The 24,218-nt window shown below is 56.2% G+C and carries 28 protein-coding genes, 2 tRNA genes and 1 other RNA gene; 15 read left to right on the top strand and 16 right to left on the bottom strand.

The genetic code is table 11. The annotated features are described in order from the left end of the window. Positions 1-21: 21 nt before the first annotated feature. Both SynPROS91_RS03270 and SynPROS91_RS03265 read right to left on the bottom strand, forming a co-directional pair. Positions 22-1,278 carry an amidohydrolase family protein gene (locus SynPROS91_RS03270; RefSeq protein WP_186518406.1) on the bottom strand — a complete coding sequence of 419 codons (1,257 nt, stop codon included), beginning with the start codon at positions 1,276-1,278 and terminating at the stop codon, positions 22-24. Then, complete coding sequence (locus tag SynPROS91_RS03265) at positions 1,275-1,700, bottom strand: DUF4359 domain-containing protein (RefSeq protein WP_186518404.1); 426 nt, start codon at positions 1,698-1,700, stop codon at positions 1,275-1,277. The genes SynPROS91_RS03270 and SynPROS91_RS03265 overlap by 4 nt, the downstream gene beginning before the upstream one ends. Positions 1,701-1,743: 43 nt before the next feature. Between SynPROS91_RS03265 and SynPROS91_RS03260 the strand changes: the two genes are divergently transcribed. Beyond that, positions 1,744-1,816: transfer RNA gene (locus SynPROS91_RS03260), tRNA-His, on the top strand. 8 nt (positions 1,817-1,824) lie between these two features. On the opposite strand, the gene SynPROS91_RS03255 is transcribed toward SynPROS91_RS03260, so the two are convergent. Beyond that, positions 1,825-2,061, bottom strand: coding sequence for a hypothetical protein (locus SynPROS91_RS03255; RefSeq protein WP_186519842.1), 237 nt, complete (start codon positions 2,059-2,061; stop codon positions 1,825-1,827). Positions 2,062-2,248: 187 nt separating this feature from the next. On the opposite strand from SynPROS91_RS03255, the gene miaB reads away from it, so the two are divergent. From miaB to ftsZ, 5 genes are all read left to right on the top strand, one after another. After that, positions 2,249-3,580 carry a tRNA (N6-isopentenyl adenosine(37)-C2)-methylthiotransferase MiaB gene (miaB, locus tag SynPROS91_RS03250; protein WP_255439979.1) on the top strand — a complete coding sequence of 444 codons (1,332 nt, stop codon included), beginning with the start codon at positions 2,249-2,251 and terminating at the stop codon, positions 3,578-3,580. A gap of 38 nt (positions 3,581-3,618) precedes the next feature. Beyond that, positions 3,619-4,680 (top strand): D-alanine--D-alanine ligase family protein, encoded by a 1,062-nt coding sequence (locus SynPROS91_RS03245; RefSeq protein WP_186518400.1) that lies wholly within the window; start codon positions 3,619-3,621, stop codon positions 4,678-4,680. A gap of 19 nt (positions 4,681-4,699) precedes the next feature. Continuing rightward, complete coding sequence (locus SynPROS91_RS03240) at positions 4,700-5,110, top strand: hypothetical protein (protein WP_186518399.1); 411 nt, start codon at positions 4,700-4,702, stop codon at positions 5,108-5,110. Then, complete coding sequence (locus tag SynPROS91_RS03235) at positions 5,107-5,976, top strand: cell division protein FtsQ/DivIB (protein ID WP_186518397.1); 870 nt, start codon at positions 5,107-5,109, stop codon at positions 5,974-5,976. Before SynPROS91_RS03240 ends, SynPROS91_RS03235 begins: the two co-directional genes overlap by 4 nt. Positions 5,977-6,088: 112 nt before the next feature. Beyond that, the gene (gene ftsZ, locus SynPROS91_RS03230) at positions 6,089-7,219 is read left to right on the top strand and encodes a cell division protein FtsZ (RefSeq protein WP_186518395.1); all 1,131 of its coding nucleotides are present in this window, start codon (positions 6,089-6,091) and stop codon (positions 7,217-7,219) included. Between the two features lie 5 nt (positions 7,220-7,224). Here ftsZ and ffs read toward each other — a convergent pair. Further along, positions 7,225-7,321, bottom strand: an RNA gene (gene ffs / locus SynPROS91_RS03225) — signal recognition particle sRNA small type. Positions 7,322-7,364: 43 nt separating this feature from the next. Between ffs and panB the strand changes: the two genes are divergently transcribed. Continuing rightward, positions 7,365-8,183: a 3-methyl-2-oxobutanoate hydroxymethyltransferase gene (panB, locus tag SynPROS91_RS03220; RefSeq protein ID WP_186518393.1), complete on the top strand. Its 819-nt coding sequence runs from the start codon at positions 7,365-7,367 to the stop codon at positions 8,181-8,183. On the opposite strand, the gene hemW is transcribed toward panB, so the two are convergent. After that, a complete protein-coding gene (gene hemW / locus SynPROS91_RS03215) occupies positions 8,116-9,354 on the bottom strand; it encodes a radical SAM family heme chaperone HemW (RefSeq protein ID WP_186518392.1) in 1,239 nt (412 codons plus the stop codon). The genes panB and hemW overlap by 68 nt on opposite strands. 71 nt (positions 9,355-9,425) lie before the next feature. Between hemW and SynPROS91_RS03210 the strand changes: the two genes are divergently transcribed. From SynPROS91_RS03210 to cbiB, 5 genes are all read left to right on the top strand, one after another. Next, complete coding sequence (locus SynPROS91_RS03210; protein WP_186518391.1) at positions 9,426-10,586, top strand: PIN/TRAM domain-containing protein; 1,161 nt, start codon at positions 9,426-9,428, stop codon at positions 10,584-10,586. A 39-nt stretch (positions 10,587-10,625) separates the two neighbouring features. After that, positions 10,626-11,291 (top strand): ATP-dependent Clp protease proteolytic subunit, encoded by a 666-nt coding sequence (locus SynPROS91_RS03205; protein ID WP_186518390.1) that lies wholly within the window; start codon positions 10,626-10,628, stop codon positions 11,289-11,291. 114 nt (positions 11,292-11,405) lie between these two features. After that, a complete protein-coding gene (locus SynPROS91_RS03200; protein WP_186518389.1) occupies positions 11,406-12,008 on the top strand; it encodes an ATP-dependent Clp protease proteolytic subunit in 603 nt (200 codons plus the stop codon). A 56-nt stretch (positions 12,009-12,064) separates the two neighbouring features. Beyond that, on the top strand, positions 12,065-13,060 hold the full coding sequence (gene ilvC, locus SynPROS91_RS03195) for a ketol-acid reductoisomerase (RefSeq protein WP_186518388.1): 996 nt from the start codon (positions 12,065-12,067) through the stop codon (positions 13,058-13,060). A 17-nt stretch (positions 13,061-13,077) separates the two neighbouring features. Then, on the top strand, positions 13,078-14,052 hold the full coding sequence (gene cbiB / locus SynPROS91_RS03190; RefSeq protein WP_186518387.1) for an adenosylcobinamide-phosphate synthase CbiB: 975 nt from the start codon (positions 13,078-13,080) through the stop codon (positions 14,050-14,052). Here cbiB and SynPROS91_RS03185 read toward each other — a convergent pair. Beyond that, a complete protein-coding gene (locus SynPROS91_RS03185; RefSeq protein WP_186518385.1) occupies positions 14,046-14,804 on the bottom strand; it encodes a sugar transferase in 759 nt (252 codons plus the stop codon). The two genes, cbiB and SynPROS91_RS03185, sit on opposite strands and share 7 nt — an antisense overlap. Before the next feature lie 214 nt (positions 14,805-15,018). Between SynPROS91_RS03185 and SynPROS91_RS03180 the strand changes: the two genes are divergently transcribed. Further along, the gene (locus SynPROS91_RS03180) at positions 15,019-15,276 is read left to right on the top strand and encodes a hypothetical protein (RefSeq protein WP_186518384.1); all 258 of its coding nucleotides are present in this window, start codon (positions 15,019-15,021) and stop codon (positions 15,274-15,276) included. Between the two features lie 251 nt (positions 15,277-15,527). Here SynPROS91_RS03180 and SynPROS91_RS03175 read toward each other — a convergent pair whose 3' ends face one another. Together SynPROS91_RS03175 and SynPROS91_RS03170 are read right to left on the bottom strand one after the other, a co-directional pair. After that, positions 15,528-15,920 carry a hypothetical protein gene (locus SynPROS91_RS03175; protein WP_186518383.1) on the bottom strand — a complete coding sequence of 131 codons (393 nt, stop codon included), beginning with the start codon at positions 15,918-15,920 and terminating at the stop codon, positions 15,528-15,530. 631 nt (positions 15,921-16,551) lie between these two features. Continuing rightward, the gene (locus SynPROS91_RS03170) at positions 16,552-16,806 is read right to left on the bottom strand and encodes a hypothetical protein (RefSeq protein ID WP_186519366.1); all 255 of its coding nucleotides are present in this window, start codon (positions 16,804-16,806) and stop codon (positions 16,552-16,554) included. A 627-nt stretch (positions 16,807-17,433) separates the two neighbouring features. Between SynPROS91_RS03170 and SynPROS91_RS03160 the strand changes: the two genes are divergently transcribed. Then, complete coding sequence (locus SynPROS91_RS03160) at positions 17,434-17,601, top strand: hypothetical protein (RefSeq protein WP_222929399.1); 168 nt, start codon at positions 17,434-17,436, stop codon at positions 17,599-17,601. 120 nt (positions 17,602-17,721) lie between these two features. Here SynPROS91_RS03160 and SynPROS91_RS03155 read toward each other — a convergent pair. The 8 genes from SynPROS91_RS03155 to hisF all read right to left on the bottom strand — a co-directional run bounded on the left by SynPROS91_RS03155 (position 17,722) and on the right by hisF (position 23,936). After that, a tRNA-Ser gene (locus SynPROS91_RS03155) sits at positions 17,722-17,808 on the bottom strand. A 6-nt stretch (positions 17,809-17,814) separates the two neighbouring features. Next, complete coding sequence (locus SynPROS91_RS03150; protein WP_186518382.1) at positions 17,815-19,752, bottom strand: ComEC/Rec2 family competence protein; 1,938 nt, start codon at positions 19,750-19,752, stop codon at positions 17,815-17,817. Positions 19,753-20,025: 273 nt separating this feature from the next. Beyond that, on the bottom strand, positions 20,026-20,919 hold the full coding sequence (glyQ, locus tag SynPROS91_RS03145; protein WP_186518381.1) for a glycine--tRNA ligase subunit alpha: 894 nt from the start codon (positions 20,917-20,919) through the stop codon (positions 20,026-20,028). A 291-nt stretch (positions 20,920-21,210) separates the two neighbouring features. Further along, positions 21,211-21,348 carry a DUF1651 domain-containing protein gene (locus SynPROS91_RS03140; protein ID WP_186518380.1) on the bottom strand — a complete coding sequence of 46 codons (138 nt, stop codon included), beginning with the start codon at positions 21,346-21,348 and terminating at the stop codon, positions 21,211-21,213. A 402-nt stretch (positions 21,349-21,750) separates the two neighbouring features. Further along, on the bottom strand, positions 21,751-22,104 hold the full coding sequence (locus tag SynPROS91_RS03135) for a hypothetical protein (protein WP_186518379.1): 354 nt from the start codon (positions 22,102-22,104) through the stop codon (positions 21,751-21,753). Between the two features lie 83 nt (positions 22,105-22,187). Next, positions 22,188-22,889, bottom strand: a complete 702-nt coding sequence (gene ubiE / locus SynPROS91_RS03130) for a bifunctional demethylmenaquinone methyltransferase/2-methoxy-6-polyprenyl-1,4-benzoquinol methylase UbiE (RefSeq protein ID WP_186518378.1) — start codon at positions 22,887-22,889, stop codon at positions 22,188-22,190. A gap of 7 nt (positions 22,890-22,896) precedes the next feature. Continuing rightward, positions 22,897-23,118, bottom strand: a complete 222-nt coding sequence (locus SynPROS91_RS03125) for a hypothetical protein (protein WP_255439895.1) — start codon at positions 23,116-23,118, stop codon at positions 22,897-22,899. 26 nt (positions 23,119-23,144) lie between these two features. Then, a complete protein-coding gene (gene hisF / locus SynPROS91_RS03120) occupies positions 23,145-23,936 on the bottom strand; it encodes an imidazole glycerol phosphate synthase subunit HisF (RefSeq protein WP_186518377.1) in 792 nt (263 codons plus the stop codon). A 54-nt stretch (positions 23,937-23,990) separates the two neighbouring features. Between hisF and SynPROS91_RS03115 the strand changes: the two genes are divergently transcribed. Next, positions 23,991-24,212 carry a DUF2862 domain-containing protein gene (locus SynPROS91_RS03115; protein ID WP_186518376.1) on the top strand — a complete coding sequence of 74 codons (222 nt, stop codon included), beginning with the start codon at positions 23,991-23,993 and terminating at the stop codon, positions 24,210-24,212. Positions 24,213-24,218: the final 6 nt, after the last annotated feature.

Here is a 24,218-nt window from a genome sequence, read left to right as displayed (position 1 = left end):
GACTTGAGGTGATCCTCAGCTTCAATCCTGCACCCACACCCCACGCACCAACAGCCGACGCTGCGGAGGGGCCGCCAAGGCTTCCGCCCAGCTTTGAACAGGAAGCTGCATCGCATCAGCGGGTGCACCCACCCGGATCACCCCGTCCCACTCCATCTCCATCAATCGAGCTGCCGCGGTTGTGAACGGCGACAGACCCAAGCGTTCCCAGGGAGCCAGCTGAGCCTGAGCCAGGCTCGCGGCAATCAAAGCCAAGGGGTCGAAGTTGCCAGCCGGAAACCATGGATCTTGCACGTTGTCACCGCCGACGGCCACACACACCCCGGCCCTCTGCAACTGACGAATCGGAGCTAAAGGTCGCTGCAAAGGCGTCCTGAAATCCTGCCGACCTAACAGCCAGCCATTGGTCAGGGGCAGCGCCACCACTTGAACGTTGTGACGCACCATCCGTTCAGCAAGCCGCTGCAAAGCAGACGCTCTGAGCAGCGACAGACTGCTGGCATGGCTGCAGGTGATCGGCACTGAAACGGTCATCCGCTTGAGAACGCGCATCAGCTGAAACATCCCGGCAGCAGGATCAGAGCTGGCTTCGTCGATGTGCAAATCCACCCCACATCCATGCCGATCGGCCAGCGCCAAAAGGTTCCGCAGCGCCTGGCGATCTGAACGCCCAGCGCAGGGGGGGGTGATCACACCGCCAAGCAAGCCACCGGAAGCGGCCACCCGAGCCGCCAGCTGTTCCCCTTCTGAGCTGCTCCAATGCGCAACCGGAACCAAGGCAACCGGCTGAACCCTCACCCGATCTTGCCAACGGGACGATCCTTCAAGAATGGCGTCCCAGCTGCACTGGGCACCAGGCCCCAGGCTGTCGATGTGGGTGCGCACAGCACGCAGACCATGACGCCAAGCCAACTGCATGGCGCGCTCAAAGCGCTCTTGAACCACCTCCAGGGTTCGACTCTGATGTTCCCTGAAGTTGGCCGCCATCGCTCCGGCATAGGTCCCACTGAGGTTGGGGTAGCGGCTCCAACTAAACGCCTTATCAAGGTGAGCATGTGGCTCCAGCAGACGGGGAAGCAACATCCCATCCGGTTCCGCTGCCCCCTCATCAAGCGGCTGCACTTGCACAATCCGTCCCTCACGCCAGAACACCTGCAGGGCACAAAGGCCATCGGCGCGGGTGATCGGCGCGGGCGTTCCAACGCGTTCATGACCCAGCTCGACCAATCCCCTTGGAATCCAGGCACTGAGCGTGCCATCTCCAACACGAGGAATCATTCGATCTTGCCGGCGTCACTGCTGGAGTGAAGGATGACAAATTGACCGGCGATTCCGAGGGTCGTGACCGAATACTGCGGAAGTCGCAAGGTGGGGAGTAGGTCCTGTCCACCAATCTCAGTGGTGTAAACGCTGGCGAAGCCAAAGTTGAGACGACGGCTGAATTGACCAGCCAGCTCCGCCAACGCTGGCTCCTGATCAAGAATCAAGCGCGGGCAATCTTTCACCCAAAGCTGTAGCACCATCGGCAAACCACCATCACACAACTCGTCGCTGATCAAGGAGACGAGTTGGCCGCCCGCATAGCTTTTGAAGTCTTCAGAAGAGGGATTGGTGAAGGTGAGTGCCACACCAGAGGCGGCCAAGGCGAGAACGGCGGCCACTGCGTTGGCCGATGGCTTACGGAAAAGACCGATGAGCATCTCCAGGACAAGTAGGCCAATTGGTAGATTCTTACCCGACACGGCGGGTGTCGCCAAGTGGTTAAGGCAGCGGCTTGTGGTGCCGCCATCCGGGGGTTCGAATCCCCTCATCCGCCCTCAACGATTAAGAAAGACCTTTGGTAGGTCGTCTGCTCGATCGATGATGGGGTCGTCGCAGGGAAGACTTAGGGCGTCTTGACAAGAGTGAATGGTCTCTGTACGTCGTGGTCGCGCGATCGTGGAGTGACCAGGCCGATGCACCAAAGGTGAGCTCGAGATGTTCCACCTGGGCCGTGGTTCCGCGGCCAATCGCCAGCGGCACCGCTTTGGTAAGAGAAAAGCGCCGAAGAAACGAGCCCATCGTCCTGATACGCCGATCCCCAAGCCGCCACAAGCTGACGGTGACTCAAACTAAAAGAAGATTTCACCGTCGTCGGTCTCCAGGATCGCCACCCGCTTTGGCTCTCTCCAGTCCCGCCAATCCCAGTCTTACCAAGACCAACCCTGCATCCTCCCCTCGAGATGAGCAGCAGCGCGGCAGCTACTGGATCACCACGTTTGGCTGCCAGATGAACAAAGCCGATTCCGAGCGAATGGCAGGAATCCTGGAAACCATGGGCTATCAGGAAGCCAATGCTGAACTGGACGCCGATCTCGTTCTCTACAACACCTGCACCATTCGCGACAACGCCGAACAAAAGGTGTACAGCTATTTGGGTCGCCAGGCCATCCGCAAGCGAACCAATCCCAATCTCACCTTGGTGGTGGCTGGCTGCGTCGCTCAACAAGAGGGAGAGTCCTTACTGCGCCGAGTGCCAGAGCTGGATTTGGTCATGGGACCCCAGCACGCCAATCGCCTCGAGACCCTGCTCACACAAGTCCAAACAGGACAACAGGTGGTCGCGACTGAAGACCATCACATCCTCGAAGACCTCACCACCGCCAGGCGCGATAGCAGCACCTGCGCTTGGGTGAATGTGATCTACGGCTGCAACGAACGTTGCACCTATTGCGTCGTGCCCTCGGTCCGTGGCAAGGAGCAATCCCGGCTGCCGGACTCGATCATTTTGGAGATGGAAGGATTGGCAGCGCGTGGGTTCAAAGAGATCACCCTGCTCGGCCAAAACATCGATGCCTATGGCCGCGATCTACCAGGCATCACCGCCGAGGGCCGACGCCAACACACCCTCACGGATCTCCTTTACGAGGTGCATCACGTGGAAGGCATCGAACGCCTGCGCTTTGCCACGAGTCACCCGAGATATTTCACCGAGCGCCTGATTGATGCCTGCGCTGACCTCCCCAAAGTGTGCGAACACTTTCATATCCCCTTTCAAAGCGGTGATAACGAACTTCTAAAAGCCATGGCCCGCGGGTACACCGTTGAGCGCTATCGCCGCATCATTGATCGCATTCGCGATCGCATGCCCGATGCAGCCGTCAGTGCTGATGTGATCGTGGCGTTCCCCGGCGAAACCGATGCGCAATACAGACGCACCCTGGCGTTAATTGAAGAGATTGGCTTTGACCAAGTGAACACAGCTGCCTATTCACCAAGACCCAACACACCCGCTGCGGACTGGAACAATCAGCTGTCAGAAGAGGTCAAAGTGGCACGCCTGCAAGAGATCAATGCTCTTGTGGAAACCACGGCAAAAGAGCGGAATGCTCGCTATGCCGGTCGGATCGAGCAAGTGCTTGCAGAGGGGATCAATCCCAAAGATCCAAGCCAGCTCATGGGGCGGACGCGCACCAACAGGCTGACCTTCTTCTCAGCTGAATCCCCTAACGGCATCACACATCGTGCAGGAGATCTGGTCGATGTTCGAATCGATCAAGTTCGCTCGTTCTCGCTCACTGGCACACCTGTGATCAACTGATACCTTTCAAGTTCGCTTCTTGAATGAACGGCCGCACCATGCCCTCTTCTCCCGTTCGCATTAGCGTTGTGTTCGGAGGAGCATCCGGTGAGCATGCCGTGTCAATTCGCTCGGCGATCACGGTCATTAACGCCCTTCAAGAGGGGAAAAATCGAGATCACTTCGAGGTGATTCCGATTTACATCGATCAGGCGGGGCGTTGGTGGCCTGAGCAAATTGCAAACGGCGTGCTCGAGCAGAAACAGCCTCCTGCAGACGACAGCCTTCCCCAGCCCCTACCACCAGCGGGCTTCCGTTCCCTGCCGATCAACAACGACCGCGTGGATGTTTGGTTCCCCGTGCTTCACGGTCCAAACGGAGAAGACGGCACGGTGCAAGGGTTGTTCACCCTGATGGGGCAGCCCTATGTGGGCTCCGGCGTGCTCGGTTCAGCCGTAGGGATGGACAAGCTGGCCATGAAAGCTGCTTTTGCCTCCGCAGGCTTACCTCAAGTTCCCTATGTGGGGATGAACGCTGCGGACCTCAATCACCCTGAACGCCAAAACAAACTGATCGCCAGGATCGAATCGGAATTGAGATATCCGTGCTTTGTCAAACCGGCAAACATGGGCTCATCCGTTGGGATCAGCAAAGCTCGTAACCGAGACCAACTGCTTGCGGGCCTGCAAGAAGCGGCACGCCATGACACCCGCCTCGTTGTGGAACGTGGGGTCTCCGCACGCGAGTTGGAATGCGCCGTACTCGGACGGCAACAGCTCAAGGCGTCCGTGGTGGGTGAAATCAGCTTTGATGCCGATTGGTATGACTACAACACCAAATACACCGAAGGCTGCAGCCAAACGCTGATTCCAGCCCCACTTCCCGACCAGGTGAGCGCTCAGGTTCAAGCGATTGCCCTGCAGGCTTGCACGGCTGTTCACGCCTATGGCTTGGCCCGAGTGGATGTTTTTTACGATGAGCACAGCGGTGAGATCTGGCTCAACGAGATCAACACCCTGCCTGGATTCACCTCCCAAAGCATGTATCCCATGCTTTGGGAGGCCAGTGGTATCGCTTTACCAGAGTTAGTGGCCCAGCTGGTCCACACAGCGCGAGAATGAATCAACATCCAGACAAGCGATGATTGAAGGTCTGCTCTGGCTTCCACTCCTTGTCGCCTTTGTGCTGCTCGTAGCACTTGGGTGGCTTGAGCGCCGTCGTCAAAATCTGTTCCGAACCTGGAGCGAAGGGTCTGAGTTAGCAAAACTCGATGGCTGCGGCGCAGCACTACTCAAGGATGGAGAACTGCGCTGGAGCAGCTTCAGTGCTGGGTCATTTCAAGACGAGGGGCACTTTGTGATCAAGGGCCTGGAATTGGTGGAATTGATGGCCTTGGCGTCAGGGGAGGCACCCCTGGCCAGTGAATCTCAAGGTCGCTGCCGTATCAGGTTGATTGGGGATGGCCGTCAGCTCGACGTGCCCTTTGCTGATGCTGACCGTGCCCGACGTTGGATGGATCAGCTCATGTCTCGTGCACGCTGCGACTTGTGAGCCCGGACGCTTCCAGCAAGAAAGGCCTCAAGCTCGGCAAACGCAAAAGCCAAGGGCCGCTGCCTCCTGGTGTGGAACGGCGTCGAAGACTGCGCCAAGAGCGCAGGCAAGAGCGCTTGATTCAATTGTGGCGACTTGTTTTTTTTCTCCTCACCGCCACTGGATTGAGCTGGCTTCTGCTCACCCTTGGCTGGAGCCTGCACTCCGAAGCACAAATCCAGATCAGCGGAAGCGAGCGGATGGACGAAAAGGTGGTGGTGAAGGCGGCAGGCCTCTCCTTTCCACAATCACTCTTAAGCCTTGAGCCTGGTCAGATCGAGGCCCAATTGATGCGGGAGCTTCCTGTGCAAGAGGTGTCCGTTCAGCGGCATCTATTCCCTCCAGGGCTAGACATCCAACTCGTCGAACGCCGACCAATCGCGGCTGCCACCCGTAGGGGCCCCAAAGGAATCGAGCGGGGCATGGTGGACCGCGAGGCTCAGTGGATGCCGATGGACATGGCCAGTCGGGGGGAGAAGCCAGCGAGTGCGGTGAAAGTAGACGGCTGGATTTCCAATCGACGCGAGGTCATTGCCCAGATTCTTCAACAACGCGACCTGCTGGGCCAACCACTGAAAACCATTGTGGTGGAGCCCGCCGGTGGCGTCAGTCTGCGCATTCAAACCCTTGGTCTTGTCTATCTCGGCGCCAATGAAGCCCTGTTAGATCAGCAATTCAAGACCATTGCGCAACTGAATCAAAGCCTCCCTCCCAACCTGCGCGGCGCTTCAAATGAAGGCCTGGATCTCAGTGATCCAAGCCAACCTGAACTGAAATTACGCCCAGCACCTAAGCCGAAAAACGCAAAAAAAGCTAGCGATCGTTGACGCTCTCAGGCCACAAACGATCGTGACAATCAAGTTCCTGTATCACTTTTGTCGGCAAAACCCACTCACAGCTCCATAATGCAACCGATTACAGCGGTTCAAGCTCAGATATATGGAGAGTGTCAGCAGTGAGATGTCATCATCCATGAACCCAGAGGGCATCTCGCCTAGCCAATCAGCTCGCATCGAAGTGATCGGTGTTGGAGGTGGAGGCAGCAACGCCGTCAATCGCATGATTTTGAGCGATCTGGAAGGGGTTGCTTACCGCGTTTTAAACACGGATGCACAGGCGTTGATTCAATCCGCTGCCAACAATCGGGTGCAGTTGGGCCAAACGCTCACCCGTGGACTTGGAGCTGGAGGCAATCCCAGCATTGGCCAAAAAGCGGCAGAAGAATCGCGGGCTGATCTTCAACAGGCATTACAAGGCGCAGATCTGGTCTTCATCGCCGCGGGGATGGGAGGTGGCACCGGAACTGGTGCAGCTCCTGTTGTCGCCGAAGTTGCCAAGGAAAGCGGAGCTCTCACCGTTGGCATCGTCACCAAACCGTTCAGTTTTGAGGGTCGCCGCAGGATGCGGCAGGCCGATGAAGGCATTGCTCGCCTGGCAGAGCACGTTGACACCTTGATCGTTATTCCCAACGATCGGCTTCGGGATGCCATCGCTGGAGCACCTCTGCAGGAAGCCTTCCGTAGTGCCGATGACGTACTGCGTATGGGAGTGAAGGGAATCAGCGACATCATTACGCTCCCAGGCCTCGTCAACGTTGACTTCGCTGACGTGCGCTCCGTGATGACTGAAGCCGGTACTGCCCTGCTGGGTATCGGTGTGGGTTCAGGTCGATCACGGGCGGTTGAAGCGGCTCAAACAGCTATCAACAGCCCTTTGCTCGAAGCAGCTCGCATCGATGGTGCCAGCGGCTGCGTGATCAACATCAGCGGCGGCCGGGACATGACCCTGGAGGACATGACCACCGCATCAGAGGTGATTTACGACGTGGTGGATCCAGAAGCCAACATCATTGTTGGCGCTGTAGTGGATGAACGCCTCGAGGGCGAGATTCACGTAACCGTGATTGCTACGGGCTTTACTGATGGAAATCCCTATCGCTCAGAGCGCAGCAGCACCAGGTCAGCCGTGTCACCATTCCAGCCCAGTTCAAGCACCAACATCGCCCCTGAAACCGGAGCCAGGATTCCTGATTTCCTCAGGCAGCGGCAGCAACGCCAAAACGACAACTAAAAGTTGGTGACCCGGAGTCCACGCCTGCCTAGAGCATCCCGTGTGGCTGCTCCCTTCCGGTTCTGACCAGGTTTGGGCGTCTGGACCGCATGGATCCGAATCAATGCAATGTTAGCAATGAACCTCTTTTACGGCGGAAGGGCGGATGCGCCCAGCTGAATTGATTCGCTTCAAGCAATCAGGAAGAGCCATCACGATGCTCACGGCCTGGGATGCTCTCAGTGCGGCCTTGGTTGAAGAGGCAGGCGCCGATGTGGTTTTAGTGGGTGATTCACTCGCGATGGTGGTTCTTGGCCATGCCACCACCCTTCCGGTCACGCTTGAACAAATGCTTCATCACAGCCAGGCCGTATGCCGTGGGCTGAGCAAACCTCTCGCCCAGCAACCGCTGGTGGTGTGCGATCTGCCATTCCTGAGTTATCAGTGCGGCCTCGATCGCGCCGTCGCCGCTGCAGGCACCATTCTCAAAGAGTCGGATGCCGCCGCCGTCAAGCTTGAGGGCGGAGAACCCGAGGTGGTTGCCGTTGTGGAGCGCCTCGTCCGCATGGGCATCCCAGTGATGGGCCATCTCGGACTTACCCCTCAGGCCGTGCATCGCCTCGGCTATCAGCGTCAAGCCAGCGATCCGCGCAGCCAAGACAAACTGCATCGTCAAGCGCAAGCCTTACAGGACGCCGGTTGTTTCTCTCTGGTTGTGGAGCATATTCCTGGCGAACTCGCCGGTCGCTTGCGACGTCACTTGTCCATCCCGGTGATTGGCATCGGCGCCGGAGCCGATTGCGATGGACAGGTCAGCGTGACCGCAGACCTGCTGGGCTTAACACCAAGCCAACCACCCTTCACCACGGCGCGAATGCAAGGCCGTGAACTCAGCATCACCGCCCTAAAAAGCTGGCTCAAGGAGCAACGGGATCAGGGAGCAACTCCCACCACTCCACCACCTCCACAAGCACCTGATTGCTAACAGCCATCCCCTCGGGATCGGTGAGGCGCCAGCGACGGCCAAAACGTTCCATAAGGCCAGTGACCACGTAGGTTTCCCAACGCGCTTCTAGGCCAGGTAGATCACGGTTGCAGCGCCGTTCGTCCCAGCCGCAGCCTCTCGCAAGCTCCCATAGGTCCACGCCTTCGTGGCAGCGCAGTCCTACGAGCAAGCGATCATCCAGAGGCAAACTCGCAGCAGACCCTTGAAGCAAGCTGGAATCCAGTTCTTGACTCTGATCCTTCAACCAAGAGGCATAGGCCTCACGGGTTCGAGGACGGGCCATCCGCTCCCCCCAAGGAGCACTGGTCGCACCCAGGCCAAAAGCCCACCAGCCTGCACCACTCCAATACACGCGGTTATGCCTGGAAGAATGGCCTGGCCGAGCGAAATTTGAGATTTCATAGCGGCAATAACCGGCGCGTCGGAGCCTGCGGGTGGTGAAGGCGATGCGGTCGGCGGCGGCATCTTCCTCGGGGAGAGCCAGCTCGCCACGCTTCTCACGCCAGGCAAACACAGTGCCTGGCTCCACGCTGAGGTCGTAGATCGATACGTGGGGAGCTTGAACAGCGACGGCCTGCTCCAGCTGTGCCTCCCATTCCTGATCTCCTTGGTCTGGGAGGTTGCGAATCAGATCCAAGCTCCAGCTCTGCAGTTCACCAACTTGCAAAGAGTCTTGGAGCCAATGGCAGGCCTCCAACAAATCCTGACTTCGATGTCGGCGCCCCAGGGCCGCGAGCCTGACATCGTCGAAACTTTGCCCCCCCAAACTCACGCGGGTGACGCCTGCAGCGATCAGGGATTGAAGATCACTTCGCTCAAACGTGGCAGGGTCCATTTCTAGGGTGATTTCGGCACCGTCCTGGAACCCGAATCGGCCTCTGAGCTGCTGCAGCAGCGCTGCAATTTGATCAGGCCTCAACAGCGATGGCGTGCCACCCCCCACATACACAGTGGCCAGCGCAGGCCCTTGGGGAGACAGATTGATCTCTGCGCTGAGCAGATCCAGGTAGGCCTCGATCGAGCCACTACCAGACCCTCCAAATGCATCAGCCCGATCGCCCAGAGGAACCACGGCGAAGTCGCAGTAAAAGCAACGCCGATAGCAAAACGGAATATGCAAATAGGCGCTGCGAGGTGCAGATGCGGTCATCTGCGCAGGCAGAGCGACGGAAGATGGTGCATGCTGCCTGCATACGGAGTGAACGGCCACGACCTACAGCCATGGTTGAAGTTCTCATCCTGGTCCTATTTCTGATCTCCGGTGGAGCCACCGGCTGGATGGGAGTTCATCTCCTTCCACAAGAGATGCTGGACGATGTCACCGATGTTCAACGGGTGCGCCTCGGGCTCACAGGTCTTGGCACCGGCATAGGCCTGGTAGCTGGCCTCGTGTTTAAGCGGCTGCGGCTGCAACTGATGCAGCAGGTGCGCACGATGCCCACCGATTTGTTGATCAGTCGTTCGGTGGGACTGATCCTTGGTTTGTTGGTGGCCAACTTATTGCTGGCGCCCATCCTGCTGCTCCCCCTTGCCGGTGGCGTAACCCTGGTCAAACCCTTGGCTGCGGTGCTCAGCAATGTGTTTTTTGGAGTTCTGGGATACAACCTCGCTGAGGTTCACGGACGCACACTCCTGCGCCTGTTCAACCCCACAAGCACGGAAGCCTTGCTGGTCGCAGACGGTGTTCTCACCCCTGCAACACCAAAGATCCTCGATACCAGCGTGATTATCGATGGTCGAATCCGCGGCATGTTGGCCTGCGGTTTGCTGGAAGGTCAGGCCATCGTTGCTCAAACCGTGATCGACGAGATGCAGCAATTGGCCGACTCCACCAACTTGGAGAAGCGTGCCAAAGGGCGTCGTGGCCTCAAACTTCTGCGCGATCTACGCGACACCTACGGACGCCGACTGGTGATCAACAGCACCCGTTACGAAGGCACGGGTACCGACGACCGTCTGCTCCTCCTCGCAAGCGACACGGGCGGCACGCTTGTGACCGCCGACTTCAACCTGGCCCAGGTCGCTCAAGTGAAGGAGATCAAAGTGATGAATCTGAGCGAATTGGTGATCGCCCTACGCCCTGAGGTCCAGCCTGGTGATGAGCTGTTGCTCAAAATCGTGCGCGAAGGCAAAGAGGAGAGTCAGGGAGTGGGCTATCTCGAAGACGGGACGATGGTGGTGGTTGAGGAGGGCCGGACCTTGATCGGATCCCGTCAGCCCGTCGTGGTGACCGGTGCTCTGCAGACCCCAACAGGGCGCATGGTGTTTGCACGCCGTGACAAAAACGGGCACAAGAACAACCGCAGCAGCAAGGGCAGCAAGAGCAAGGCTGCACGGAGCGACAGCCGGACCGACAGCCCTGAAGAGCAGCCATCCACTTGACCCCGCTAGGCTCGCTCTACGACAGGGATGCTTAGCGGAATGACCACATCAGCGCCTTATTACGGCGACTCAGGCGTGATGCGCACACCCCCGCCTGACCTGCCCTCTTTGATGCTCAAAGAGCGGATCGTGTACCTGGGCCTTCCGCTGTTTTCAGACGGAGACACCAAGCGTCAGCTCGGTCTTGACGTCACTGAACTGATCATTGCCCAGCTCCTCTTTTTGGAGTTCGACAACCCAGACAAACCGATTTACTTCTATATCAACTCCACAGGCACGAGTTGGTATTCGGGAGAGTCGATTGGCTTCGAAACAGAAGCCTTTGCCATCTGCGACACGCTTCGCTATGTGAAGCCACCTGTGCACACGATTTGCATCGGTCAGGCGATGGGAACGGCTGCCGTCATTCTTTCCGCTGGCACCAAAGGTCAAAGGGCGGCCCTACCCCATGCCTCCATCGTGTTGCATCAGCCCCGCAGCGGCGCTCGCGGCCAGGCCACTGACATTCAGATCCGCGCCAAAGAGGTGCTGCACAACAAGCGGGCCATGCTCGAAATTCTTTCGACCAACACCGGTCGCAGCGTGGAAGAACTCTCTGCAGATTCAGACAGAATGAGTTATCTCACCCCTCAAGAAGCCGTGTCCTATGGCCTGATTGACAGGGTCCTGGACAGTCGCAAGGACCTGCCGGCTGCAGCGGATTAATCACGCATCCAACCATCAACTGCGTTTGTAGTTGAAATCGCCAAAGCTGTTGAACCAGCCGTGGCTATCTCAACAGACCATCTTTTTCATCTCCTTCAACCCATCTAAGGACCCATGCCGATCGGTACCCCCAGCGTTCCCTACCGCCTCCCCGGCAGCCAAATGGAGCGCTGGGTCGACATCTACACCCGCCTTGGCGTTGAGAGGATTTTGTTCCTCGGCTCTGATGTGAATGACGGAGTTGCGAACAGCCTCGTCGCCCAGATGCTTTATCTCGATTCCGAAGACAGCAGCAAGCCCATCTACCTGTACATCAATTCCCCAGGTGGATCTGTCACCGCTGGTTTGGCGATCTACGACACCATGCAATACGTGAAGAGTGACGTCGTCACGATCTGCGTAGGACTGGCCGCATCGATGGGTGCCTTCTTGTTGACGGCAGGCACAAAAGGCAAGCGCTTGGCCTTACCGCATAGCCGAATCATGATCCACCAGCCTCTCGGTGGCACGGCACAACGGCAGGCGAGCGACATCGAAATCGAAGCCAGGGAAATCCTGCGGATGAAGGAAATGCTCAACCGCTCGATGGCCGATATGACAGGGCAGAGTTTTGAAAAAATCGAGAAGGACACCGACCGGGATTATTTCCTGAGTGCGGCTGAGGCCAAGGATTACGGATTGATCGATCGGGTGATTTCCCACCCCAACGAAGCTTGAGGGCCAATCCGGCCAATCCGTAAACTTCACTATTGTCCTCAGCAGGTTCCGACCGGATGGCTCAGCTTTTCTATGACTCAGACGCCGATCTCTCGCTTCTGAGCGGCAAGACGGTAGCCATCATCGGTTATGGATCTCAGGGTCATGCCCATGCCCTGAACCTCAAAGACAGTGGCGTAGATGTAGTTGTTGGTCTTTATGACGGCAGCCGCTCAGCCGAGAAAGCCAAAGCCGACGGCCTGGAAGTGTTGAGCGTGGCGGATGCTTCCGCTAAGGCCGACTGGATCATGGTGCTGCTGCCCGACGAGTTTCAGAAAGAGGTCTACGAGAAAGAAATCGCACCGCACCTCAACGCCGGCAAGGTTTTAAGTTTCGCGCACGGCTTCAACATTCGCTTTGAGCTGATCAAGCCACCGGCCAACGTGGATGTGTTGATGATCGCTCCCAAAGGGCCCGGACACACCGTGCGCTGGGAGTACCAGAACGGTCAGGGGGTTCCAGCCCTATTCGCAATCGAACAGGACGCTTCAGGGAACGCGCGCGGGCTGGCCATGGCCTACGCCAAAGGCATCGGCGGCACACGCGCGGGCATCCTCGAAACCAACTTCAAGGAAGAAACCGAGACCGACCTCTTTGGTGAACAGGCTGTGCTCTGCGGCGGTCTCTCGGAGCTGGTCAAAGCCGGCTTCGAAACCCTTGTGGAAGCCGGCTATCAGCCTGAGCTTGCTTATTTCGAGTGCCTGCATGAAGTCAAGTTGATCGTTGACCTGATGGTGAAGGGTGGTCTGTCCTCCATGCGCGACTCCATCTCCAATACGGCGGAATACGGCGACTACGTGAGTGGCCCGCGTTTGATCACCGCCGACACCAAAGCGGAGATGAAAAGGATCCTCTCCGACATCCAAGACGGAACCTTTGCCAAGAACTTCGTTGCGGAATGCGCAGCCGGCAAACCTGAGATGAATAAAGTTCGCGCTCGTGATGCCGAGCATCCGATCGAGAAAGTTGGCAAAGGTCTGCGTTCGATGTTCAGCTGGCTCAAGGCGGCCTGAGCGATCCCGTTCTGCTGGTGATCGTCGCCGCAGGCCTTGACCTGCTGGTCGGCGATCCGCGCTGGTGCCCCCATCCAGTGGTGGCCATGGGTCGAGTAATCACTGGACTACGTCAATGGATCGAAGCTTGGGCCGGAGAGCGGCCCTTTCGATTGCGCGCCGGTGGTGGCTTGATCACGCTCGTTTTGGTGTTGGGAAGCGGCGGAACGGGCTGGCTGCTTGAGCGGCTGATCTTGCCGCAGTCTCCGTTGCCCCATCCCATAGCGGCACTCCTAGTCGTGATTGCCCTGTCGAGCTCTCTTGCCGCACGCAGCCTTCGCGAGAGCGTGCTGGCCGTCCTTCAGGCCCTCCCCGACCTCGCCACAGCAAGGAATCGCCTGAGTTGGATTGTGGGCCGGGATGTGAGCCAATTGAATCAAGACGACATCCTCAGGGCTAGTGCAGAAACAGCCAGTGAAAATGCGGTGGATGGACTGTTTGCCCCCTTGTTTTGGATGCTGATCGGAGCAGGCCTGTGGAAGGCGGGGTTAAGCCAAGCTCCAGGCCCCCTGGCATTGGCATGGGCGTTCAAAGCAAGCAGCACCCTCGATTCGATGCTTGGTTACAAGCATGGCCGACTGCGTTGGCTCGGCACGGCTGGTGCCCGGCTCGACGATCTCCTGACCTGGTTGCCCTGCCGGTTGGTGCTCATCACACTTCCACTCGTGAGCTTGAGCTTGACCCAGTGGCAAGCAACAGTGCGTGCCGCCGTCGCAGATGGGAAACCTGACCCATCTCCAAACGCAGGACTTTCGGAATCAATTTTTGCCCACTGCGCCGATGTGCAGATGGGTGGGCTCAATCGCTATGGCAACACTTGGATCAACAAACCGCTGCTTTCCGGACGATCCGAGAAGGCATCGGCTTCAGGAGTGCGCAAACTGTTGAACCTTGGCCTCAGACTTGAAGGTGCTTGGTTGGTGGTGGCAGCTGGGTGGTCATTCCTTCAGTAGGCACCACGATCCATGGGCAGCAAAAGCACTCCAAATGTGCGCAGGATGATCGCCAAATCCAGAAGGAAAGAACGACCTCTCGAATAGGCCAAATCAAGCCTCACACGCTTGGCATAGCTGAGATTGTTGCGACCGCTCACCTGCCACAACCCGGTTAAACCAGGCCGCACAGCCAAAACCTCATCCATAAAGGGGCCATAGCGCTCCATCTCCTTATCCACGATTGGCCGTGGCCCCACCACGCTCATCTCACCACGGAGGACATTTAGGAATTGAGGGAGTTCATCCAGGCTCGAACGCCTTAGGAAACGACCAATCGGAGTAATGCGAGGGTCTTGGCGGAGCTTGAAATCACGTTCAAACTCAGCACGCATTTCTGGTGACTCAGCCAACACCCGTTGCAGAACAGCATCGGCATCAGCGCGCATCGTGCGGAATTTGATGCAGCCAAAACGGCGATATCCACGCCCAACGCGTTTCTGCAGATAGAACACAGGTCCTGGCGAACTAAGACTCACCAAGGCAGCGATCAACAAAAAAGCCGGCGATCCAAGCCCCAAAGCCAGCAAAGAGAAGGAAATATCACCAGTTCGCTTCAGCGTGCGCCCCAACCTGCTCTGCTTTCGAACCAGCGCCACCGACGTGAGCACGGAAGGAGGAGCTGACAACAACTCGAGATGCCGCTTCGTCGCGCGCCGACTCAGCCTGGATCCTCCGGCCTGAAACGGCGAACGACGCAGACTGACTTGCATCAATTGACCCTTGAGTCTCAACCCACTGAACCGCAACAGGGCACGCCAAAAAGGATAAAAGGGCCAGTCACCGCAACGGCACAGGAAGAACTGCTGATTTCAACTCGCTTGCGCACACCCATCGCATCTACTGATAACAGCATTTGCTGACAGAAACAGGTCAAGAAGTCTCTCAGCCAATTGCGGCAAAGAGCAAGAATTCCGAAGCTGGGGTATGCCTTCCACCGACACGTCCATCAGCGCCCTTCTCGAAGAAGCCCTCCAAGAACCAACCATTGGAGAAACAGGGGGCTTTCGGTGGCACGCCACTGCGATTGGAATCGCGGCGCTATCGATCGACGCGTCACCACCTTCCACTCCACCATTTGAAAATGCTTTGAAGGAAGGATTAGAGATTGGATTGGATCTAAGCCGGGAAGAGCGTGAATTCCACCAAGTCAGCGAAGGGCTAGTCCTCCTGTTTCATTCTTAATCAATCAAGGAATTCACCAGGCAAACGCATTAAATAACCCAAACCAAGCAATCAATTTGGAAAAGCATCTGCTCATCGTCGTAAAATATTGGCTAGGTGGGTTTACCGCATTAATGCTTCTATTTTATGTGATGATTTCGATCAGATAAAAACTAGATCCAAAAGGAACCATAAACAACAACCCTGCTAGCAGCAATTCAAAGCGATCAAATCAGGTCTTGATCCTTCCAATCAAACCGGTCAAGCATCAATCAATCACGTCTTAACATTGCACCATCCCAAAGCGGATGCGACAAAACCAAAGCCAAGTCACCGAGAAGCAGTGTCTGACCTTCGTGAGTCCAACTGCGATCGATAATCTGAATCAGGTATTCATGCTGAACACCATTTCCCCGCTGCCGAGAAGAAACAACAATGACGTCATCGTAAGCAATTGGGAAATCAGTCGTTAAAGCTCGGCCAAGAATGCCTTCTGAGACAAACAACAGGAAATCACAAACAACCTGACTCAAAAACTCTTCTCCCTCAGCAAGGTCTCCACAGGCAATCATCTGCTCTTTCGTCTGTGGCGTATACGTCACAAATGAGAAAAAGAAGGGAGCACCAGTTTTCTGCAAAAACAAACCTTTAAACGGACGACCCATCTTCATCACACCTCTAATCGCAGTTGACTCAGTGCTAAAAAAAAATAAATTTGCAACGATCTTGCTTTATGGTCCGTAGCAAGGCCTGAAGAAACAACCAGAATGCCTCCGAATTCTACCCCAATCCTTTTTCCCCCTTTCAGTGCTGCTCGCAGAAGAGAGAATCTTTTCGGCTAAAAGAGGATTAATGATTATTAGCCTGCTATCAATCCTTAGAGATTGCAATCTCTCACTACAGCGAACTCCTTGGAACAGAGGTTGCTCAAATCACAACGACCCTTGCTGTCCTGCCAACGAGTGAAAACGAAGAGGACAAGCTTCCAGTTGAGGTCCAAAACCAAAAGGACTTCCTGAAGCGAATTAGGAGGCAAAAGTGAGATGCGTCATGACTTCCACTCACACACTTCATGGGACCATCTGGGACGACATCAAGCACCCGAGAGTCAGGCCGCTAGCGGCGCTCCTGGTTCAGTTCTCAGCAAAAAGGTGTGAGAGAGGCAGTAGGCGTGACCCCACCCACCAAAACAAGCAACCACGCCTGAAGAGGTCTCCCCCTCACACCAAAAGCCTAGTAAGCACCCCAAGCGAGTGCCTCAAAGGTTGTTTCGTCCTGTTTTGCAGAACGATCCGTTCAGTTGCCGCCGTTGCAAAAGCGAACTGCCTGCGCATTGGTCTTGCCCTCGGCAATGACTTCTTCAACACAGCCGTTAAACACCTTGCTCTCTTGCTTCACAGCGCAGAAGCCAAGAGCGATTGCTGCCAAGGAGATAGCAGAGAGGACAGTGGCAGAAATCTGAATAACGCCATAGGCAAGCATCGCGTTCTTCTTACCAGCGCAGTTTTTCTTCGTGCTGATGGTTTCTTTGCTTGCGTTCTCGTCGGACATAGGAAGGGAATAACTCAAGAGACCCTATGAACTGGGAATGTTCCATCGAGGCACGTTGCAGCAGGGATAACCGCCCAACGGTTCAGACCATGACAAGGATTTGGGACAAAAGAGCGCTTATTCGGACTCATCTAAAACGGAGAGGGTGTTCTTTCAGTTGAGGTCCTCATAGAACTAATAGAGACCATTTAGGACGAACTTTTCATCTGAATGAAGCATTCCCCCAGCATTTCCCCCAACACTATTCACAGGACCTCCTGAAACCCCAACAGAATCCATTTCACGAGGTTTGAGCAACAAAATGCTTTCGTGTCGCGCGAGTTCGGGCAACAACCGCAGAACATAAAAAAGGAAGGTCTTTCACAACCCTCCTCCTTGCGTGCTGTCCTTTCTTCTGGACATGAAAAGTGTCATACATCCAGGACGAACTCTGATGTAAGGGCAAACACCTACTTGTGGTTCTTGTGATTCAAGTCCCCAAGCAAGAGGAACTTTCTTCCATCCCTTGCTCAGCAAGTCCTTCCACAGAACCTCTGCTTCTTCCCTCCTGAAATCCTGACGACCGCTCCTGCTTGGATTGCCTTGACAGGAGACGCACCATAAATATGTTCACTACAAACTTTTCTGATGAAAAAGGTCCGCAAGATGGTCAACAAACATCTGCCCGTCACCCTCAAGGTCATCAACACCGTCGCGCTTGTCGCCATTGCTCTATCAGCAATCTGCGCTGCCGACTCCCTCAAGGAGATGTCAGGCAAGGGTGCTGCCCCAGCATCGATTACTGAAACCAACTGAACTTGCAAAAAAGAGGGCGCTCCCCTCTTGGCAAGGACTAAGACAAATACACAGACACTAAAAAGTCCCTCACCACAACTGGTTTGGGACATCAGAAGACCTTTCAGGACTTGCTTAGAACGGAGAGGGTGGGATTCGAACCCACGAGGGTGTTACCCCTACACGATTTCGAGTCGTGCGCATTCAACCGGGCTCTGCCACCTCTCCAAACGCTTATCCAGCGTTTTTCCATCTTAAAGCTCCACCGCTTGATTGCTTGAGGGGATGGGATTGCCCATTCACGCGCAAAGACCAATGCCTGTCTTGGCCTCGCAGCCGGCGAAGCATCAACCCGGGGCTTTGTAGACGTTGACCTGGAAACAATGGAGGCAGGCCATGATGCTCAGCCCGCACGGTATGCGCTAATTCCGTCCAACAATCGATGTGATCACTTGCCACTGGATCCATCACCACAACCCAATCCAAGCGTCGGTGTCCGTAACCGTGCCCAAGCTGCTTAGCCAACTGACAACTGAGCAAATCTCCATGACTGCTGATCAGCGCAGCTCGCCCTTGGTGACGGGCCAGTAGCCACTGCCTTCCCCACTGCTGCACCAACATCACGTCATTGCTGAGCTGAACACTCGCTTGCACCAGCGTGGCCAAGAGCAGAAGAGGGAAAGCCCTCCAGCGCCAGCGTTGCAGTGATGGCAAGGCCCAAGGCAGCAGAGCCAGGATGACAAGCAGCACCACCCAAGGCTGCGGATGTCCCGTGAGCAACTGGGCATGGGGCCACACGCTCATCCAACCCACCAAAGCAATCAACAACGACGCCAACTGCTGCACCGGCCAGACCAAAACCGGCATCACCAGTGCAGCGATCGCCGTTGGCAGCATCAACGTGAGCAGCGCCAGGATCATCGCCGCAAGGGTGAGCGGCGCCAGCAGAGGTGCAGCGATCAAGTTGCTGACCAGTGAATACAAGGGCACAGATCCAAAATGCAGGATCTGCAAGGGAAGAGTCCAGAGCAGCGCCGCCATAGGCACCGCTAGGGCAGGAGCCAACACCCGAATCGACCGCTGAGAACAACGTTTGAGGAACCACTGCTCTAAGGGCTGCGAACTGAGCACTAAACCCGCCGTTGCAGCGGCACTGAGCTGGAAGCCAATCGATCGTGCCCATGAAGGATTCACCAACAGCATCAAAACCAATGTGCTGAGCAGCACGCCCAAGGGTTGGGCGCGATAGCCCCGCTCTCGGATCAAGAGAGCGGCAGCTCCCATCAACACAGCGCGAACAACCGATGGCTGCCCGCCCGCCAGGGCAAGAAAAATAGCCATCGCGCCCACTCCAGCCGCCAAGCGCAAGGGCATGCCAACCCTGCGCGTGAGCGCAAGCGTGGCTCCCAACAACACAGAAAGGTGAAATCCAGAAGCTGCTAAGGCATGGGATAGACCCGCCACACGAAAAGCCTCTCGCAGCTCCGAGCTGAGCTCAACTTGGGCACCCCCAAGCACCAACGCCGCCAAAAGGCCACCTGAGTGCTCTCCGGCTAAGTCTTGAAATTGAGCGGCGATCTGCCGGCGCCCATCAGCCAGAGGCGTGTGATCTTGATGGATGAGCTCCACTTGCTTGGTGCGGAATTGGGTCCAACTCCCCCGTGCCGCCAAGCGTTTAGCTGGATTGGGAAGCAGGGGATGAGTTGCAACGGCAGGCGTCACGAGCTGACCCTGAGCCCTTACCGAGGCCCCTTTGGGCAACATCTGAAGACACGGCTCCACAACCAGCTCGGTGCGACCTTCAAGAACCTGACCAGCAAGATGGTTCACCTGCAGCAGGGCTTGGCAGCGCCCCCTACGAACAGGTGCATCAGCGAGAGCACGGCCCTCAATCACCAGCAACTTCTGATCTGAACCGCCTGGCACAAACTGAATTGGATCCAGGGGTGTGGGCGTTGCCTCTTGCCCCATAGACGAGCGCAGCAACAAGCCACACAGCACGACAACAAGAACAAACGTCTTCCAGCTGGAAAATGCAAACTGGCGGCAGGTCAGCAGAACAGCCGCAGCAAGACCAACCAACACCACACACCAGTGCTGAATCCCTTGGGATAAGGCCGCCCCAAGCTGAGTGCCAAGCATTAATAGAACCAGCCAAAGAGCAACGTTCATCCACGCAGGGCCATCGAGCTGGTTGAAGCATTCCCCTTGAAATTGGAAAGAGCGACGATGCTCTAAAACTCATCATCGAAAGGTTTTCCTAATTCAAATCAGGATCAGCAAGGCAAAACTTAGGTTAATTCCAACAGAACCCTTCATTCATTCAAGCCATTAAGCAACGATAGATGAAATATTGATTAATTGAATCCTGAAGGATTAAATATTGAGGCACCAAACATTCACTGCGATATCAAATCACTACAGGTTTCCTGATCAATCAGAGTCCTAACGATCTGCGACCGCCGCCGCTGTTGGTTTCAGCAACGGGAACCCCAGTGCCTCCCGTTCGGCTAACCAAGCCTCAGCCACTTTTCTGGCCAGGTTGCGAATCCGTCCAATCGTGGCGGTACGTTCCGTCACCGAAATCACCCCACGGGCTTCCAAGAGATTGAAGGTGTGGCTGCACTTCAAAACAAAGTCGAGAGCAGGAGCTGGCAAATGTTGTTCAATCAGATCAGCGGCTTCTGCCTCGTAAATGGCAAAGAGCTGTTTGAGTCGATCAGGATTAGACGCTTCAAAATTAAATTGACACTGCCCCTTCTCAAAAGGAAGCCAAATATCTCCATAGCTGCGTTCAGCATTCCAGCTCAAATCCCAGATGCTTTCCACATCCTGCAAGTACATCGCTAGGCGCTCTAAGCCGTAGGTGATCTCAATGGATACGGGCTTGCAGTCGATACCACCACATTGCTGGAAGTAGGTGAACTGGGTGACCTCCATGCCGTCTAACCACACCTCCCAACCCACACCCCAGGCACCAAGCGTTGGGGACTCCCAGTTGTCCTCCACGAAACGAATGTCGTGATCCGCAGCGCAAATTCCTAGGGCCGCAAGGGATGCCAGATAGGTTTCCTGAATGCCATCGGGAGAAGGCTTGATCAGCACCTGATATTGGAAGTAGTGCTGTGCCCGATTGGGATTATCGCCATAGCGTCCATCGGTGGGGCGCCGGCACGGCTCTGGATAAGCAACCGCCCACGGCTCTGGTCCAATCGCCCGAAGCACCGTATGCGGGCTCATGGTTCCAGCACCCTTTTCCGTGTCGTAGGGCTGCAACAACACACAGCCCTGCTCTCCCCAAAAGCGATTCAGCGTGCTGATGATGTCCTGGAAGTGCATACCGAGCAAGGGCCTAATGGGAACGGTTGGTAATGCTCACTGAATTCTGAGCTGTTACGGGCCTTTGAACACACATCAGACGACGGCGAAACCGGCCAGCAACGCAGAGAACCTGTGGAGCCAGAAGGCTAGTCGAGCACAGGCTTCTGGCCTGAACAGAGAAGCACGCTCGCGCCTCAGGCAGATTTAGTAGCGACTTGCTCACGATCTCGTCATACCTCCGCTGACGGAAAAGGCAAAGTGATGGAGCGAAAGCAAGACGCGCTTAGAGGGGTTGAGAGCCCTCTCTTTTTATGGCTCACAACCAGGGCCCCACACAGGTTGCGTTTGCCTCCACCCCTGACAGCGCAAAGCTTTCCAGAGCTGCTCAGCCTGCTCACGGCGCAAGTACTGCCGACGCTTCAACAGCGCTGGTTCACCGTTTGGCATCCCCCTGCCCTCATCCACAAAGACCCGAGGGCATCCAGACCAGAAGCGTGACAGCCGGAAAAGGCTCTTCGGAGAAGGAGACCGCTACCAAAGAGGGGCTGGACTACCCCTCTTTCATTCTCAGAAAAGGCAAGAGATTAGCTTCTCAAAATTTGCAAAAATGTCAGAGCAATTTATTGAAATTAAAACGTATTTTCTCACTCAGATAATCGTTATCCCTCTTTTTCAAATCGATCGAAGATTAAGTCTTATAAAAAATAGATAAGAATCAATGATCTAGGCAACAAACAAAGGTCCAAGTTCAATCCATTCAGATCAGTTCAAAACCAAAGATTGAGGCAACGATCAAATCTTGCTCCAATCAAGTTGTTCGATCAAGAGGACAGCCCGCAACGCCTGGTCTTACCCCTTCGCAAAGCAGCGATCCAGATGAGCGACGGCGTGCTGTTGACGCGAGCAAGAACGGGACAGGCTGGGGCTAATGATCCCCAACCAAAAGCGTCCGCCTCCCTGAACAACAAGCACAGGCTTGCTCGACCGTTTCCCCTGGGACTTAAGCAGCGACAGGCTGAGCTTGTCCGCGACATCTACACCTCGTGGTTTCGATCGCAGCCTGGCCAGCACAGGATTCACTTGAGCGGCGGGCAAAAACCTAGCTGTTTGAGATTCAGTAACAAGGATCATCCCGTCTAGCCATGCCACCTCCACCAAGAGATCTTCAATCGAGGCCAACAATGATGGGAGCGGGAAGGCCAAACGGATACCTCCGTTTCTTAATGTTTTCTTCCTAATCCCTTTTTGCGTCGCGCCGCAAGGATCTCAACAGGCCTCAAACATCCTTAACGAATTAACAGCAGCACACCCATCTGTCCGCCGACCAATCGTCGATGCTGTGCCGCGGTGAATCCAGCAGCAACAGCCTGACGCTCCTGCTCCGCTCCAGTCAGGAATTGCTCCACGCTCGTTTCGAGATAGGCGTACTGGTCGGCGAGTCCCATGCCAGCAGCGACAGGAACCACAACCCGGCGCAGGTAGGTCCGCTGGAATGCTGCCGCTGCACTGCCTTGCGGCAACCGATTGAAATCCAAAACAGCGGCGCGCCCGCCAGGCTTCAGCACCCTTGCCATCTCCTGAAAACCCAAGAACGGGTCCGCCAGGTTGCGTAACCCATAAGCCATCACCACACCATCGAAGTCTTGATCTGGCAACCCGGTTTCAAGGGCATCCGCTTGGAGCCATTGCACCGGCAGCCAAGGCTCGCGACCTGCTCGCTCCGCCGCCAGGGTTAGGGGCTCCGCCGCCGCATCAAGCCCCAAAACCGAACCTTCCGGCCTCAACTTTCTTGCCAACGCAAGAGCGAGATCACCCGTTCCACAACACAGATCAAGCCAACGCTCACGAGGTTGCGGACTCAGCCAAGACAGGAGTTGACGCTTCCACTGCCTGTGCAGCCCCAAACTCAGCAGATCATTCAGGCGGTCATAACGGGGAGCAACAGCGTTAAACAACGCCTCCACCGCAGCAGGATCACGAGGGTTCACAAGCAGCTCAAAGAAGCAATCCGTTCAAAGTCATCACCATCACCGTGGCCAAACCAACGGCGGCAGAGCACACCAAGCAGCCCGCCAGCATCAATGAAAATTCCTGTTGGTCGATCGCCGACTGCATCAATTGCAGTGCCCAGGCCAGCAACGCAATCACAACCACCACCAAAACGATTCCCACAGGCAAGGCCTGCTGACGCGTCACAAATGGCAGAGCACCTGTCAAAAATTGCTCTTTTAAGTGTATCCAATTTAAGACGCAATCTCAGTGTTTAGGGGCCTGATCAGCAAACCGCGTCCTTGCAAATCCAGTTTGATTTGCTCAACGCTGAGAACTCCGTCATGGAGGAGTGAAGCCAGCAAGGCCGCCGATGCCTGGCCACCCTCTGGCCCGGAATCGAGGGCTGCAGCGATGTGATCCATGCAGCCGGCCCCACCCGATGCAATCACAGGAACCGCAACGGCCTGCGCCACCGCTCGCGTCAGCGCCAAGTCATAACCCGCTTGGGTTCCATCGCCATCCATCGAAGTGAGCAAAATTTCTCCTGCACCTAGGGCCGTAACCCGACGCGCCCAGTCCACCGCATCCAATCCGGTGTTTTCGCGGCCGCCTTTCACATAGACATCCCAGCCACCGCTCGACCGACGCCTCGCATCAATCGCCACAACGATGCATTGACAGCCAAAACGCTCAGCCCCCTCGGACACCAATTCAGGGCGACGAACAGCTGACGAATTCAGACTCACCTTGTCGGCACCGGCACGCAGCAGCTCAGTGATGCCCTCCACGGAAGCGATTCCGCCGCCCACGGTGAACGGGATCGTCACACTCGCCGCCGTGCGACGCACGAGGTCCACCAAAGTGGCGCGCCCCTCATGGCTGGCCGCAATATCGAGAAACACCAGTTCATCAGCGCCGGCCTCGCTGTAACGACAGGCCAATTCCACTGGATCGCCTGCGTCACGCAGGCCCACAAAATTGACACCTTTCACCACCCGGCCCTTGGCCACGTCGAGGCAGGGAATCAAACGAAGAGCGACCATGACAGTTGAAAAGAGGCTGTTAGTGTTGCGGCCACTTCTCAAGCCTGGCAGGCCATGTCACAGCAGACGTCAGTCACGATCGACATCGGCTCAAAGGTCCGGGTCACCCGGGTCCGCGATCGCATTCCCGGTGCCCTGGTGGAACTCCTCAAGAAAGACTCCACCGGCACCGTGGTTGATTTCCGCACTGTTGACGGAAAAGGAATCGGCGTGGTCGTTCAGCTCAGTGATGGCTCTACCAGCTGGTTCTTCGAAGACGAAATCGCGCCCGGCTGAGGATTG

Source organism: Synechococcus sp. PROS-9-1 (genome assembly GCF_014279775.1).
Taxonomy (GTDB): Bacteria; Cyanobacteriota; Cyanobacteriia; order PCC-6307; family Cyanobiaceae; genus Synechococcus_C.
The sequence above is the reverse complement of the archived record's forward strand: the minus strand, read 5'-3'. Positions and strand labels throughout refer to the sequence as shown.